This window comes from Nocardiopsis sp. M1B1 (assembly GCF_052466615.1).
Genome location: NZ_CP196194.1, coordinates 1,393,133 through 1,407,984 on the forward strand (window position 1 = coordinate 1,393,133; position 14,852 = coordinate 1,407,984).

The 14,852-nt window shown below is 72.4% G+C and carries 12 protein-coding genes and 2 tRNA genes; 10 read left to right on the top strand and 4 right to left on the bottom strand.

Annotation, left to right across the window (positions count from 1 at the left end):
* Window positions 1-59: 59 nt before the first annotated feature.
* Window positions 60-917 carry a SanA/YdcF family protein gene (locus tag ACSTA4_RS06260; protein WP_444962738.1) on the bottom strand — a complete coding sequence of 286 codons (858 nt, stop codon included), beginning with the start codon at window positions 915-917 and terminating at the stop codon, window positions 60-62.
* Window positions 918-1,054: 137 nt separating this feature from the next.
* Here ACSTA4_RS06260 and ACSTA4_RS06265 point away from each other — a divergent pair, with 137 nt between their 5' ends.
* Window positions 1,055-2,623, top strand: coding sequence for a DUF885 family protein (locus ACSTA4_RS06265; RefSeq protein WP_444962739.1), 1,569 nt, complete (start codon window positions 1,055-1,057; stop codon window positions 2,621-2,623).
* Between the two features lie 446 nt (window positions 2,624-3,069).
* Here the strand turns inward: ACSTA4_RS06265 and ACSTA4_RS06270 are convergent, their stop codons facing one another.
* Both ACSTA4_RS06270 and ACSTA4_RS06275 read right to left on the bottom strand, forming a co-directional pair.
* Window positions 3,070-4,107 (bottom strand): N-acetylmuramic acid 6-phosphate etherase, encoded by a 1,038-nt coding sequence (locus ACSTA4_RS06270; protein ID WP_444962740.1) that lies wholly within the window; start codon window positions 4,105-4,107, stop codon window positions 3,070-3,072.
* 81 nt (window positions 4,108-4,188) lie between these two features.
* Entirely contained in the window at window positions 4,189-5,175 is a 987-nt protein-coding gene (locus ACSTA4_RS06275; protein WP_444962741.1) for a MurR/RpiR family transcriptional regulator, read from the bottom strand.
* Between the two features lie 199 nt (window positions 5,176-5,374).
* Here ACSTA4_RS06275 and ACSTA4_RS06280 point away from each other — a divergent pair, with 199 nt between their 5' ends.
* From ACSTA4_RS06280 to ACSTA4_RS06310, 7 genes are all read left to right on the top strand, one after another.
* On the top strand, window positions 5,375-7,324 hold the full coding sequence (locus ACSTA4_RS06280; protein WP_444962742.1) for a BTAD domain-containing putative transcriptional regulator: 1,950 nt from the start codon (window positions 5,375-5,377) through the stop codon (window positions 7,322-7,324).
* Between the two features lie 158 nt (window positions 7,325-7,482).
* Window positions 7,483-7,668: a hypothetical protein gene (locus tag ACSTA4_RS06285; RefSeq protein WP_248773843.1), complete on the top strand. Its 186-nt coding sequence runs from the start codon at window positions 7,483-7,485 to the stop codon at window positions 7,666-7,668.
* Between the two features lie 136 nt (window positions 7,669-7,804).
* Window positions 7,805-7,878 (top strand) — tRNA-Lys (locus tag ACSTA4_RS06290).
* A 189-nt stretch (window positions 7,879-8,067) separates the two neighbouring features.
* Window positions 8,068-8,141: transfer RNA gene (locus ACSTA4_RS06295), tRNA-Lys, on the top strand.
* Window positions 8,142-8,572: 431 nt separating this feature from the next.
* Window positions 8,573-9,064 (top strand): septum formation family protein, encoded by a 492-nt coding sequence (locus ACSTA4_RS06300; RefSeq protein ID WP_444962743.1) that lies wholly within the window; start codon window positions 8,573-8,575, stop codon window positions 9,062-9,064.
* A 243-nt stretch (window positions 9,065-9,307) separates the two neighbouring features.
* Window positions 9,308-9,928 (top strand): septum formation family protein, encoded by a 621-nt coding sequence (locus tag ACSTA4_RS06305; protein WP_444962744.1) that lies wholly within the window; start codon window positions 9,308-9,310, stop codon window positions 9,926-9,928.
* A gap of 208 nt (window positions 9,929-10,136) precedes the next feature.
* Complete coding sequence (locus ACSTA4_RS06310) at window positions 10,137-10,733, top strand: septum formation family protein (RefSeq protein ID WP_416024175.1); 597 nt, start codon at window positions 10,137-10,139, stop codon at window positions 10,731-10,733.
* A 193-nt stretch (window positions 10,734-10,926) separates the two neighbouring features.
* Here the strand turns inward: ACSTA4_RS06310 and ACSTA4_RS06315 are convergent, their stop codons facing one another.
* Window positions 10,927-12,546, bottom strand: a complete 1,620-nt coding sequence (locus tag ACSTA4_RS06315) for an alpha/beta fold hydrolase (RefSeq protein ID WP_444962745.1) — start codon at window positions 12,544-12,546, stop codon at window positions 10,927-10,929.
* A gap of 322 nt (window positions 12,547-12,868) precedes the next feature.
* On the opposite strand from ACSTA4_RS06315, the gene ACSTA4_RS06320 reads away from it, so the two are divergent.
* Together ACSTA4_RS06320 and ACSTA4_RS06325 are read left to right on the top strand one after the other, a co-directional pair.
* Window positions 12,869-13,960, top strand: a complete 1,092-nt coding sequence (locus ACSTA4_RS06320; RefSeq protein ID WP_444962746.1) for an ABC transporter permease — start codon at window positions 12,869-12,871, stop codon at window positions 13,958-13,960.
* 13 nt (window positions 13,961-13,973) lie between these two features.
* Window positions 13,974-14,849 carry an ABC transporter permease gene (locus ACSTA4_RS06325; protein WP_013151537.1) on the top strand — a complete coding sequence of 292 codons (876 nt, stop codon included), beginning with the start codon at window positions 13,974-13,976 and terminating at the stop codon, window positions 14,847-14,849.
* Window positions 14,850-14,852: the final 3 nt, after the last annotated feature.

Here is a 14,852-nt window from a genome sequence, read left to right on the forward strand (position 1 = left end):
CGGTCGCGATCGCCCGCCGCGGCCCCCCGGCCGCCGTGCACGGCTCCGGGGCCGGGCGGTCAGCCGCCCGCCGCCCCCGGTTCGCGCTCCAGCGCCAGGGCCTCGTCCACTCCGGTCTCGTAGTCGCCCAGGAACGTCGGGTCGGGCCGCAGCACCACCGAGCCCAGCGCCGCCACCGCCGCCGGGACCTCCCGGAACCATCCGTACACGGTGGCGAAGGTGCGCTCCTCCAGACTGGAGTCGGCCACGCCCACCGCGTCGATGCCCGCCGAACGGCACAGCCGCACGGCGCGGGGCAGGTGGAAGTCCTGGGTGACCACGGTGGCCTCCCGCACCCCGAACACCTCGTGGGCCCGCACGCACGAGTCCCAGGTGGAGAACCCGGCGTAGTCCCCCACGACGTGCTCTCCCGGGACCCCGGCGTCCACCAGGTAGGCGCGCATGGTGTCCGTCTCGTTGTAGTGCTCGACGCTGTTGTCGCCGGTCACCAGGACGACGTCGACCCTCCCGGCGAAGTAGAGGTCGGCGGCGGTGTCCAGGCGTCGGGCCAGCAGCAGGCTGGGCCGCCCGTCGGGGCGAACCCCGGCGCCCAGCACCAGTGCCACCGGGCGTTCCGGCACGGCGGCGGCGGTGTGGCGGTGGTCGGAGGTGGAGGAGAGCACCCACAGGAACGGCACGCAGCCCGCCACCATCGCGAACACGGCCAGCACGGCGAGGCGTCCCAGCCACGTCCGGCGTCCGCGGCGGCCGCCGCGACCAGCGGAAGCCCCGGCGCTCCCGGTGCTCTCGGCGCCGGAGACGTCGTCGGCGGTGTCGGCACCGGAGCCGCCGGAAGCGGGGGAGGGCCGGTCGCGGAGGACACCGGTGTCGTCGTCGGACGGGGGACTCTGGGGTGTGGCGGGATCTGGGATCGTCACGCTTGGGAAGACGCCCGGCCCCGCTCCGGAGTTCCGGCGCGGCGCAAGTTCCGGTACGGCGCAGCGGACCCGACCGGTCCGGTCCAGGCCCGCGGACCGTCTGTCCGCACGGCCCTCTCCGGGGCTAGAGTCGCCGCATGTCCTTCCAGCCACAGCACGAAGACCTGCCCGCGCGGCTCCGGCGCCTGGCCGACCTCAGGCCGATGAACATGCGTGAAGGCTCCGGCATGCACGAGTACGACGGCAAGGTCGCCGACCTGTCGCCCGAAGGGGTCCGGGAGGCCCTGGCCGGACTCGGCGGCGAACCCCTCGAAGACCCGCACGACGAGGCCCACCTGGCCGCCTTCGAGAACGCCCTGCGCTACGAGCTGGGCGAACTCCAGCTGCACCGCGCCAACCCCCTCTACCACGTCAACGAACTCGACCTGTCGGGCTACGACCGCGCGTACGCGCCCCGGGCCGAGCGCGACGCCGCCCGCATCGCCCACCTGGCCGAGTGGCCGCGCGTGGTCGACAACGCGATCGCGGCCCTGGACCGCCTGCCCGCCCCCCTCGCGGAGTCCCTCCTCGGCGCCGTCCGGGGGGTGGCCGACGGCCTCCCCGACGACGTGCCCGCCGATGTGCGCGACGCGGCCCTGGCCGCGCACGCGCGCCTGCTCGCCCACGTCGAGAAGGCGGTACGGGAGGGCCCCCGCAGCGCCGGGCTCGGCGCCGAGCCGCTCGCCCGCCTCATGGGCAGCGGCGAGGCCGTCGAGGTCGACCTCGCGGACCTGGCCGCCCGCGCCGACGCCGAACGCGACCGCCTGCGCGGGCGCCTGGCCGAGGCCGTCGGGCGCCTCGCCCCCGGCCGCGACACGATGGAGTTCGTCCGCGAGCTCACCCGCCAGCACCCCGACACCGACGGAGTGCTGGACGCCGCCCGCCGCTGGACGGAGCTGGCGGTGGCGTTCACCGCCGAACGCGGCCTGGCGCCCCACAACGACGGCGAGTGCCGCGTGGACGTCTCCCCGCCCTCCCAGCGTTGGGCCACCGCGATGATGGCGTGGTCGGGCCCGTGGGAGGCCGACACGCCCTCCTTCTACTTCATCACCCCGCCCGACGCCTCCTGGACCGCGGAGGAGGCCGACGAGTGGCTGGAGATGTTCAGCCACACCACCCTGCCAGCCGTCAGCGTGCACGAGGTGGCTCCCGGCCACTTCTCCCACGGCCGTGCGCTGCGTCAGGCGCCCGGGCCGGTGCGCCGCGCCCTGCACTCGATGACCTTCGCCGAGGGCTGGGCGCACTACGTGGAGGAGGTGTGCGTGGACGAGGGCTTCGGCGCCTACGCCGCCGAACGGCTGGGCGACCCCGCCTGGACCGCCGACCACTACGAGACCGGGGTGTGGGTGGAGGCGCTCATCCGCGTCACCCGCCTGTCCGTGGCGATCGGCATGCACAGCGGCACCATGTCCGTGGAGGAGGCGGCCGCCCGCTTCGCCCAGGACACGCCGCTCCAGGGGCCCTCGGCCCTGGCCGAGGCGCGCCGCGCCACCTTCGACCCCACCTACGGCCGTTACACCTGGGGCAAGCTGGAGATCCTGCGGCTGAGGGAGCGGGCGCGCGAGCACTGGGGCGACGGGTTCACCCTGGAGCGCTTCCACCGGGCCCTGCTGGACCTGGGTTCCCCGCCGATCGGTCTGATCGGCACCGCCGTCGAACGAGGCTGAGCGGGGCGGCGGTCGTCCACAGCCGCGGACCGGGGCTGGCGGGGCGGGCGGCGGCGCGGGAGACTCGGATACGGGGGCCAGCCCCCTCGCACGGCGGCGCGCGGCGCCCCCGGAACCGAGCCTACGCCGCCCGCCCGGCCCCGGGCCAGAGGAACCTTCGGCCTGTGGAAGACCCGCGCGGGACCCGGACCGTGTGGGGCCCAGCCCGCGCGGGGCCCGACCTGCGCAGGACCCAACCCGCGCGGGGTCAAGTCCGCGCGGGTCCCAGCCCGGGCGGGCGCGACCTCCGCTGCGCGGGCAGCGCGAAGCGGGGGAGGCCGGGGACCCCCCGTATCCAACGTAGGCCGGACGGGACGGACACCGCTAGAGGGACCTCCGGCCTGTGGAAGACTCGCGCGGGACTCAACCCGCGCGGGACAGCGGCCGTCCAGACCGCCCCGCCGTCCCTACTCCGGGGCGGCCTGGCCCGGCAGGCCCAGCCCGGCCAGCGCGGGGCGGACCCGGCCCCGCGCCTCACCCAGGGCCCGGGCCGCCGTGTCCGCGTCCACGTCGGCCAGCAGCGACACCAGCGCGACGCGGGTGTCGCCCTCCGCCGCGTTCAGCGCCCGCGCGCACACCCGCTCGTCCAGCCCGGTGGCCTGCGTCAGGATGGTCACCACGCGGCCGCGCAGCTTGCCGTTGGTGGCGTCCACCCCCACCATCAGGTTCGAGTACGTCCGCCCCATCCGCACCATCACCGCCGTGGAGAACGCGTTCAGCGCCAGCTTCTGCGCCGTGCCCGCCTTCATCCGTGTGGACCCGGCGATCACCTCCGCGCCGGTGGCCATGCCCACGTGCACGTCCGCCTCCCGCGCCAGCGGCGCCTGCGGGTTCGCGCTGATCAGCACCGTCGCGGCCGAGCGCTCCCGGGCCGCCTCCAGCGCCCCGCCCACGTAGGGGGTGCGCCCGCTGGCGGCCAGGCCCACGGCCAGCGACCCCGGCGTGATCGCGGCGGCGTCGGCCCGGCCCGACTCCCAGTCGTCCTCGATCCCCTCCACGGCCCGCGCCAGGGCCTCCCCGCCGCCCGCGTGGTGGGCCACCACCCACGAGGCGGGCACGCCGTAGGTCGGCGGCAGCTCGGCCGCGTCCTGGGCGGCGATCCGCCCCGAGGTGCCCGCGCCGAAGTAGTGGATGGCCGCCCCGCTCTCCAGGGCGGCCACCCCCAGCTCCACGGCCCGCGCCAGTTCCGGCAGGACCGCGCCCACCGCGCCGGGGACCGTGACGTCCTCGGCGTTGATCTGTCGCAGCACGTCCAGCGCCGGGAGCAGGTCGATGTCGTGGGTACCGGAGTTGCGGGCCTCCGTCGGCGCGCGCACGATCACGGCCGCACCGCCCCCGTTCCCTTCGGAGGTCAGCGGGGCGCCGGCCTCCCGAGGGGCGTCCCCGCCTTCCGGCCGGGTTCCGCGCCCGTCGTCGTGCACAGCGCTCTCCTGTTCGGTCCGCACCGGTGCCGTTCCTTTCCCTCGTTCGACCGTCCCGCCTCCGCCGCCGGTCGGAGCCGGGCGGCGGGAGCGGGACGCGTACGGTCAGCCGTCGTTGTCGTCCGTGCTCCCGCCGCCGGGGGCCTCGCCCCTGCGGCGCCTGCGGTCGTCGTTGATCCGCAGCCCCCGCACCGCCTCGAAGGTCGTCTCCAGCGCGGTGCGGCTGTCGGTGTAGCGGCTCTGCGCCAGACCCACGAACAGGCAGTCCACCACGGTCAGCTGCGCGAGCCTGCTCGCGGTGGCCCCCGAGCGGAACGTGGTCTCGCGGGCCGCGGTGGTCAGCACGTGGTCGGCGAACCCGATCGGCGATCGGGGGAAGTTGGTGACGGCGACGGTCCGGGCGCCGCGCCGCCCCGCCTCCGTGAGCGCCTGCACCGTGTCTATGGTCGTCCCGCTGTGGGAGATGCCGATCGCCACGTCGCGCTCGTCCAGCAGCGCCGCGCTGGTGAGCATCACGTGCGCGTCCGACCACGCGAACGAGGTGAGCCCGATCCGGTGCAGCTTCTGCTGGAGGTCGGCGCCGACGAACGCGCTGGCGCCCACCCCGTACACGTCGATGCGCCGCGCGCCCGCCATCGTGTCGATGACCGTGCGCAGCACCTCCACGTCCAGGGCGGCGCCGGTCTCCTCCACCGCGCGCGCGTCGGTGTAGGCGATCTTCTGCACCACCGTGACGAGGGTGTCGTCGGGGTTGATGTCGCTGGACAGCTCCGGGGCCGCCCCGCGGGCGCCACGCGCCTGACCGGCCTCGGTGGCCAGGGCGAGGCGCAGCTCCCGGTAGCCGCTGAAGTCGATGGTGCGGCAGAACCGGATCACGGTGGCCTCGGACGTGGCGCAGTCCTTGGCGAGCTGGGTGATGGAGGAGGCGGCGGCCCGCTCGGGGTCGTCGACGACGTGCTGCGCGACCCGCCGCTCCGCGGGCGCGAGGGAGGGCAGGAGCGACCGGATGCGCAGGACCGTCGTGGGGACGGGAGGCGCGGAGACCTGTCCGGTCTCCGCCCGTCCGCCCGCAGGCTTCGGAATTTCCGCCATGGAGGAAAGTTTCTTTCGGTCGTGGTGAAGAGTCAACGAGGAGAGGGGAAAAAGCGGGAGAATCCAGGATTCCAAGGGACGGCCGCAGCGGCAAGTGGGGGGTACGTGATTGCGATATCCCAGCTCAGGCGGCACCCTGGAACCAGGGGGCGCCGGGGTTCACCCGCTCGCACGCGCGCTCCGCGAGGGGGAGGGTGCTGTGTCGCTGAGCGACCCGGCGAGGCGGTGGCACGACACGGCCGGGCAGGCCCGGCAGGGCGCGTCCGCGCACACCGCCGGCGGGCTGCGCGTGAAACTGCTCGGGCAGTTCGGCGTCGAGATGGACGGAGCCCCGCTGCGCCTGCGCGGGGACAAGCGCCGCGCCCTGCTCGCCACGCTCCTGCTCAACACCGGGCGCACCGTCCCCACCGCGCACCTCATCGAACGCGTCTGGGGCAGCCCGGCCTCCCCGTCCGCGCGCAGCGCCCTCCAGGTCCACGTGACCCGCGTGCGCGCCGTCCTGGACCAGCACTGCGGCACCCCGCTCATCGCGGGCGGCGACGGCGGCTACCGGGTCGACCTCACCGAGGAGCAGTGCGACCTGCTGCGCTTTCGCTCCCTGGTCCGCCGCGCCGACGGGGGCGCCGAACCCTCCGACCGCGCCGACCTGCTCATCAGCGCCCTGGGCCTGTGGCGGGGCCCCGTCCTGGCCGACATCGTCAGCCCCGTCCTGCACGAGCGCGACGTCCCGCCCCTGAACGAGGAACTCCTGCGGACCGCCGAGGAGGGGTTCGGCGCCGCCCTGGCCCGGGGCGACCACGAGCGGGTGGCCGACCAGATCGGCCCCATCGCCACCGACCACCCCGAGCGTGAACCCCTCATCCGGGTCCAGATGACCGCCCTCTACCGCTGCGGGCGCCCCAGCGAGGCCCTGCGCGTGTACGCCCGCACCCGCGACGCGCTGGCCGAGCACCTGGGCGCGGACCCGGGCCGCGAACTCCAGGAGACCTTCCAGGGAATCCTGCGCGGCGACCTCGACCGCGCCACGGGCACCAGCGTCCCGCACCAGCGCGCCTCCGTTGAGCAGGGCACCGGGGCCCGGCCCCCCGCTCCCACGGCCGGGGCCCGCCCCGGACCGGACACCGAACCGGCCGCCGGACCCCGTTCCGAATCCGGTCCGGCCACCGAACCGCCCGCCGAACCGGACACCGGACCCGGACCCGGCGGCGAGCCGGACACCCCGGCGGGGGCGGAGGAACGCGACGGCCGCGGCGAAGGCCCGGTCCACCCGCCCGCCCCGGTCTCGGCCGCCCTCGCCCCGGCCGAACTGCCCGCCGCGCCCTCCGTGCTGCTGGGGCGCGATGAGGCCCTGGCCGAGCTGGACCGGCTGGTGGACCCCTCCAGCACCGCTCCCGGCAGCGCGCTGGTGCGCGGCCCCGCGGGCGCGGGAGCCAGCGCCCTCGCCCTGAGCTGGGCCCGCGCGGCCGCACCGCACTTCCCCGACGGGCAGCTCTACGTCGACCTCCGCGGCGGCGACGGCGGCCCGCGCGACCCGGCCGAGGTGCTGCGCCGCCTGGTGCGCTCCCTGTCCACCGGCACCCGCGGCACCGAGGCCATGGACGCCGACGAGGCCGCCGCTCGGGTCCGCACGCTGCTGGCGCACCGGCGGGTCCTGCTGGTCCTGGACAACGCGGCCTCCGCGCGCCAGGTGCGCCCCCTGCTCCCCGGCGGCACCGGATGCGCGGCGCTCGTCACCAGCCGCTACTGGCTGACCGACCTGCTGGTGCGCGACGGCCTGCGCGCCCTGCCCGTGGGGCCCCTCCCCCCGGACGCGGCGGTGGACCTGCTGCGCCCGCGGGAGGGGCGGGACCGGTGCGCCGAGTCGGTGCTGCGCCGCCTCGCCCACGCCCTGGGCCACCTGCCCCTGCCGCTGCGCATGGCGGCGGTCTGGCTCGACGACACCCGCCCGGGCCGGTCCGCCGCGGAGCTGGTGCGCCGTCTGGAGGGGGCGGACCCGGCACGCGGGAGCACGCCCACGGCCCGGATGGCCGCCGTGCTGCGTGCCGGGCCCCGGGAGGGGCGACACGGCCGCGGGGAAGTACCGGCCGAGCCCCGTCCTCCCGAGACCAGTGTCGACCGGGGATCTTACGTTCGGCTTTCACCCGGGTGAGAAGTGACCGCCGGCGGGGGGACGCGGAGTACGCGCCGCGTCGCCCAGCGCGGTCGCCGCAGGTGCGCGGCGGGGGAGGACCAAGAGCGCGTAGCGAAAAGGATTAGATATACCCACGGGGGTCCTCATCACTCCCATGAGTCGCTAGGGTCAACCCCATGACACAGAACAACGATCCCAACATGGACCCGGCGGGAACCACGCAGCACTTCCGCCGCTTCGTCGACGAGAACCCGAGCACCGAGGAGCCCGCGCGCCGCCCGGTCATGCCGATCGTCCTGGCCGTCGTCGGCGCGGTCCTGCTCATCGCCGTGATCGTCGCGCTGTTCCTGGCCTTCGCCTAGGCACTCCGAGGCAGGGGACCGAGGGGAGGACCGCCACTCCCGCCGGTCCGCAACCGGTTCGCGGCCCTCCTGCGGTCCTGCTAGAGTTAACGACGTCGCCAGGGAGGCCCGCAGGGCCGGTACCATGGCATGACAGGCGCCATTAGCTCAGTTGGTCAGAGCAGCTGACTCTTAATCAGCGGGTCCGGGGTTCGAGTCCCTGATGGCGCACAGACAACGGCCCCGGGTCGAAGGCACTGCCTTCCGCCCGGGGCCTTCGTGTTGTCCGCTCGCGCCGACGGGGAGGCGGCCGCCCCGGTGGTGTGCCCCACATCGTGCGGATCGCGGCGCGGGGCACTCCATCGGTCGGGTAGAGTTGTCCCTGTCGCCGCGGCCGCAAGGCCGGGCGGTGAACAACAGGCGTCATTAGCTCAGTTGGTCAGAGCAGCTGACTCTTAATCAGCGGGTCCGGGGTTCGAGTCCCTGATGACGCACCCGAGGCGAGGGCCCCGGCCGGAAACGGCCGGGGCCCTCGCTTTTTCCGTGGGAACGCCCTGTACGGGAACACCCTGTCGCGCTCTCACGCCGTTCGCCCGCTTCCCCCGAAGCGTTCACTCCCCGTGCTCCGCCGGAAGCCCTCCGCCGTCCTTTTCGGAATCCGCTCCCGGAACCCGTGTGCGCGCGGCCGCTCGGACGAGGACGTGGCCCCGGAAAACGTCATAGGTCTGTGATGTGCTGCTTCGCGTTTGCGGCATCCCATAGGGGTGAAGCGAGGGAGGGGCCGTGGAGGCGCACCGTGACGATCCGCTGCCATTCCGTCGTTTTCGCAGATGAGATTGACATAAACCCCCAGGTAGTGAATTGTTACCTTCTCGCTGCCTCTTCCAGGCCGGCGAGCCCCATGCATAACTTTCGGAGTATCCCCATGTCGAATTTCTCCCCCCTCCTGCGTACCGCGGGTGTCTCGGCGCTCGCCGCGGGCAGCGTGTTCGCTCTCAGCGGCTGCGGTGCCCTCATGTCCTTCATGGGTGCCGGCAACGTGATGGAGCTCAACGTCGGCGACTGCTTCGTCGAGGCCCAGATGAACACCGCGCTCGCCAGCGAGGACGTCAGCAACGTCCCGCTGGTGGACTGCGCCGAGGAGCACGACTCGGAGTTCTTCTTCTCCTACGACATGACCGAGACCACGTTCCCGGGCGACGAGGCGACCATCGCCCAGGCCGAGGAGACCTGCACCGGCGAGGAGTTCACCAGCTTCGTCGGCGTCCCCTACGCCGAGTCGGAGATCTACGTCGGCTACCTCTACCCCAGCCAGCAGACCTGGGACCAGTTCAACGACCGCGAGATCATCTGCTACGTGACCACCTCCGAAACGGGCGAGACGGTCACCGGCACCCTCGCGGGCGCCAACCGCTGAGCTTCCCCCGGACGGCGCAGGCCCTGCTCCGCCTCCGCCCTCAGGCCGCCCGAGCGGCCTCCCCTTCCTCCCCCCAACCCCCTTCCACCTGCGGCGACGAACGCCGCGCGGTGTTCGGAGCCCTCGATCCGGCGAGTCCGGACCCGGGATGACGACGTCCGCGAGCCCCGTGCATCCGGACAGGTGGCGCCGATTCCCTCCCCCGCGTCGGCATCAGTACCCAACGACCCAGTGGAGTTCCCCATGCTGTCCATAACGCACCGCCCGCTCTTCGGCCGTGTCGTCCTGGGAACCCTGGCCGTCGGCGCCACCCTGGTGGCCACGACGGCCTGCGGTTCGCTTCCCCTGCTGCCCCCCGCCCTCCAGGGCGGCGGGGAGACCGTCGCACCCGAGCCCACGGACGCCGTGGAGCCGACCGAGTCCACGGAGACCGCTGAGCCGGTGGAGACCGAGACCACCGAGCCCGTCGCCCCGGGTGACGGTGACGTGTTCTCCCTGGAGGTGGGCGACTGCTTCGTCGAGGAGGACATGAACACCGCGCTGTTCAGCGACGGGATCAGCGAGGTCCCGCTGGTGGACTGCGCCGAGGAGCACGACTCGGAGTTCTTCCACTCCCACCAGATGACCGACGCCGAGTACCCCGGCGAGGACGCGACGATGACCGAGGCCGAGGAGATCTGCACCGGCGAGGAGTTCACCAGCTTCGTCGGTGTCGAGTACGCCTACTCGGAGATCTACGCGGGCCACCTCTACCCGACCCAGGAGAGCTGGGACATGCTCGGCGACCGCGAGATCATCTGCTACGTGACCACCTCCAACACGGGCGAGATGGTCACCGGCACCCTCGAGGGCGCCAACCGCTGAGCGTCGGGACCGCGGGGCCCTGTCCCCACCCCGCCCTCCCGCCGCTCTCCCCCGAGGCGGCGCGCGTCACGCGGCGCCCCGGAAGGTAACAGAACCTGACACATACGGACCTGGGACGAAACCTTCTCCACGTCCCCGGCATCTGGGTATGTGTCGCCGATTCCGTCCCCCGTCGGCATCAGTACCGAACGATCCAGTGGAGTTCCCCATGCTGTCCGCAACGCGCCGCCCGCTCTTCGGCCGTGTCGTCCTGGGAACCCTGGCCGTCGGCGCCACCCTGGTGGCCACGACGGCCTGCGGTTCGCTTCCCCTGCTGCCCCCCGCCCTCCAGGGTGGCGGGGAGACCGTCGCACCCGAGCCCACGGACGCCGTGGAGCCGACCGCGTCCGAGGAGACCGGCGAGCCCGTATCCCCCGGGACCGTCGACGTGTTCTCCCTGGAGGTGGGCGACTGCTTCATCGAGTCCGAGATGGAGACCGCGCTGTTCAGCGACGGGATCAGCGAGGTCCCGCTGGTGGACTGTTCCCAGGAGCACGACTCGGAGTTCTTCTACTCCCACCAGCTGACCGACGCCGAGTACCCCGGCGACTCGGCCGTCCAGACCGAGGCCGACGAGATCTGCACCGGTCAGAACTTCACCGACTTCATCGGTGTCGACTACCTCGACTCGGAGATCTACGCCTACTACCTCACCCCGACCCAGGACAGCTGGGACCAGGCCAACGACCGCGAGATCATCTGCTACGCGACCACCGCCAACATCGGTGAGATGGTCACCGGCACCCTCGCGGGCGCCAACCGCTGAGCGACGGAGGTCCCGGGACCGCGTCCGGGCCCCGGCCCCTCCCGCCGTCTCCTCCGGTAGGCGACCCGCGGTCCGCGAAGCACCCCGGGAACCCGATTCATCCTGTCGTGGGATGAAAAATCCTTCGCGGCCGCGGTGAGAACGGCCCGCACCGCCCCTCGCGGGGTGGCGCGGGCCGCCGTCGTCTCCGGGGTCAGATCCCCAGGCCGCTCGGGCCGGTCCGGTCGCGCAGCGCCGCGAGGTCCTCGGCCTCCACCTCGACCTCCCCGTCGACCCGCGCCGGGGGCAGGCCCTGGCAGGTGAGGTCCTCGGGCTGGGCCCCGTCCACCAGATAGGCGTCCACCGCCTCGGCCACGCAGTCCAGGCCGCCGGGGAGGTAGAAGCCGTGCCCGCCGTCACCGGCGACGGTGATCAGGGAGCTGTCCAGGCGGTCGGCCATGGCCGGGCCGCCCTCGTAGGCCGTGTTGGCGTCGAACTCACCGGCGATGACCAGCGCCTCGGGGTAGCCGTCCCGCTCCAGTTCGACCGGCGGCTCGGGCCGGTCGAGGCCGTTGAAGGTGCACGGGTGGGGAACCGCCCAGTAGGCGCCGCTGCCGTAGGGGTGCTCCTCCCGGTACTCCCGGGCGTCCGCGTGGTAGGTGCTGACCCTTTCCGGCCACTCGGCCTCGCACAGCACCGCCGTCTGCAGGTCCAGGGTGGCCGTGCCGTACTCCTCCTCTGCCAGGGTGCTCGCCTGGGCGGCGAGGGGCTGGGGCAGGGGCTGGTCGTGCACGATGTACCCCAGATACTCCGAGACCACGTCCCACTGGTCCTGGAAGCGTGAGTTCATGCCCACGTCCATGTGGAACAGGTGGCTGTCGTAGAGCACGCCGGGTGCGACCTCGAGCGGTTCCTCCCGCAGCCGCTCGGCGGTCGCCTCGAAGGTCGCGTAGACCTCCTCCTGGGTCGAACCGAAGCCGAAGACGTCGTCGTACCCGGCCACCCACGCCGTGTAGCGTTCCATGTTCTCGCTGTAGGCGGGCGCCTGCATCATGAAGACGTCGCGCCAGATGCCGTCGGGGTGCACCGACGAGTCCAGCACGCTGCGGTCCAGCCGCTCGGGGAACAGGCTCCCGTAGACCGCGCCCAGGTAGGTGCCGTAGGAGTAGCCCAGGTAGTTGGTCTTCTCCTCGCCCAGGGCGGCCCGGATGACGTCCATGTCGCGGGCGGTGTTGGCGGTGGTCATGTGCGGGCGCAGGTCGCCCTCGGCCTGCTCGCAGGCACGCTGGTAGCGGATCGCCGACCGGGTGGCCTCGGAGATCTCCTGGTCCGTCGGACTCGGGTAGACGGGCGGGGGTTCCGAGCCGCAGTCCAGCCTGGGCGAGGATCCGCCGCTGCCGCGGGGGTCCATGCCGATGACGTCGTACACCTCGGTGACCCGCAGGCCGCCGACGAGTCCGGTGCCCGTCTGCGGGTCCAGCGGCAGGGGCATGCTGCGCCCGTGTCCGCCCGGCCCTCCGGGGTTGGTGAGCAGGATGCCGCGCCGCTGTTCGGGGTCGGTGGCGCGGGCCCGGCTGATGGCCACCGTGACGCGCTCGCCCCCGGGGTCGGAGTAGTCGAGCGGGACCACGACGTCGGCGCACTCCAGTCCCTGGAGTACCTCCTCGGTACAGGGGGCCCAGGCCAGTTCCTGGCCGTGGAACTCGGCGAGCGCGGTGTCGTCGGCGGGGGAGTCCAGGGAATCGGCGGCGGCGGGGGAGGCCGCCGCGAGGGATGTGGCCAGGGCCGTCACGAGGACGGTCGAGGCCAGTGTGGTTGCGCGTGCTGTGCGCACGGGGGTTGCCTCCGCGTTCTCGGCCCGTTCGGGGAAACGGGATCGTGTACTTCGGAGACGTAACCGTACGAACCGCCCGTGTGATGACAACACCCACAAATGTCATGAGTGTGCTCATGTGGCCGGATTCGGCCAATCGACGCGGCAACCATATGTGACGGTTTATCGATTTCTGTTCGTTTTGTGATGTCGATCGTGTCGCTCGGAAGACGCCGTTTGGTCACGAAGGTGGTCTGGACCACACGGATCGGGTTACCGTGAACCCTCTATTAGGAAACTTTCCTAATAGAAACGGAGTCCCTGCGCCCCCCGAAGGAGCCCCGTGGCCACCGAAATCGCGGCCTCCCCACCACCGCCGCGCGCCGGAAGCGGCGCGTCGGCCCGCACCGACGCGCCCGCGCCCCTACTGACGCGGATCTGGCGCCACTACGCCGCCGTCAAGGTCCGCAAGGCCGTCGTCGTGGTGTTCGTCGTCGCCAACGTGACCTTCTTCCTCGGCCGCGCCATGCCCGGCGACCCGATCGACGTGATGGCCGGACGCCTCACGCAGGGCGGCATGTCGATGGAGGAGGCCCGGGTCATCGCCATGAACTCGCTGGCCTACGACCCCGACGCCCCCCTGTACCAGCAGTGGTGGGACTTCCTGGTCGGCCTGGTCACCTTCGACATGGGCATGACCATCAACCGGCCGGGCCAGAGCGTCATGGAGGCCATCGGCGCCTACCTGCCCTGGACCCTGTTCAGCATCGGCGTCGGCACAGTCATCGCCGTCGTCCTCGGCCTGGCCCTGGGCATGGTGATGGCCTACTGGCGCAACCGCTTCCTGGACCACGTGCTCAGCGTCCTCGCCTCGGTCTTGGGCGCCGTCCCCAACTACCTCATCGCGATGGCCCTGGTCTTCGGCGGAGGCATGTACCTGGGGTGGTTCGACCCCATCGACCTGCGCGGCACGATCAGCCCCGGCGTCCAGGCGGGGTTCAACGCGGAGTTCATCGGCGACGCCCTGTACCACGCGGCCCTGCCGATCGTCACCTACGTGCTCGCCATCATCGGCACCTGGATGCTCATCATGAAGGCCTCCACCACGGAGGTGCTCGGCGAGGACTACGTGACCGTCGCACGCGCCCGGGGACTGCGCGACCAGCGCATCGCCGTCTCCTACGTCGGGCGCAACGCGGTCCTGCCGCTGGTCGCCCAGATCGCCATCTCCTTCGGCACCCTCGTCGGCGGCGCGATCTTCGTCGAACAGGTCCTGGTCTACAAGGGCGTCGGCGGCCTGCTCCTGGACGCCGTCAACTACCGCGACTACCCGCTCCTCCAAGGGCTGCTCATCATCATCACGTCCTGCGTGGTGGTCGCCAACCTCGTCGCCGACCTCCTCTACAGCCGCCTCGACCCGCGCATCCGAACGTAGGAGCCCACCGGAAATGGCCGTCACCACCACCGCAGCCCCCGGGGTCTGGGGAACGATCTGGCAGGGCCTCACCCGCAGCACCAGCGGGTTCGTCGGCCTCTGCCTGGTCCTGAGCGTCCTGCTCTTCTCCTTCGTCGGGCCGCTGCTCATCGACCACCACAACCCCACGGACGTCACCGCGATCTGGGGACCGATCACCGCCGAGCACTGGCTCGGCACCAACCACCAGGGCAAGGACACCTTCACCCAGCTCGTGCTGGGCGGACGCGAACCCATCTGGGTCGGCTTCGTCGCCGCCGTGATCACCGTGGCCATCGCGGTCGTCCTCGGCGGCGTCGCCGGGTACGTGCGCGGACGGATCGACCACTTCCTGCTCCAGCTCACCGACATCACGATGACCATCCCGTTCATCGTGCTGATGCTGGTCATCGCGTCGTTCTTCCGCACCTCCTCGCCGCTGGTGGTCTCCTTCATCATCGGCCTGGTCACCTGGCCCTACCTCATGCGCTCCATCCGCGCCCAGGTGCTCACCCTCAGGGAGCGCGAGTTCGTCGAGGCCGCCCGGCTCCAGGACCTGGGCACCGCGCGCATCCTCTTCGTCGAGGTGCTGCCCAACATGGCGGGCTACATCTTCATCAACTTCATCATCGCCATCACCAACGCGATCTACGCCGTGGTCGGCATGTACCTGCTCGGCCTGCTGCCCAGCACCGCCGACAACTGGGGCCTGATGATCCAGCAGGCCTGGAACAACAACGCCTTCCTGCTGCCCCAGGCAGCGCCCTTCCTCATCGCCCCGATGGTGATGATCATGCTCTTCCAGATCGGGCTGGTCACCATGACCCGGTCACTGGAGCAGGCCCTCAACCCACGACTCCGGGACAGGTGAGCC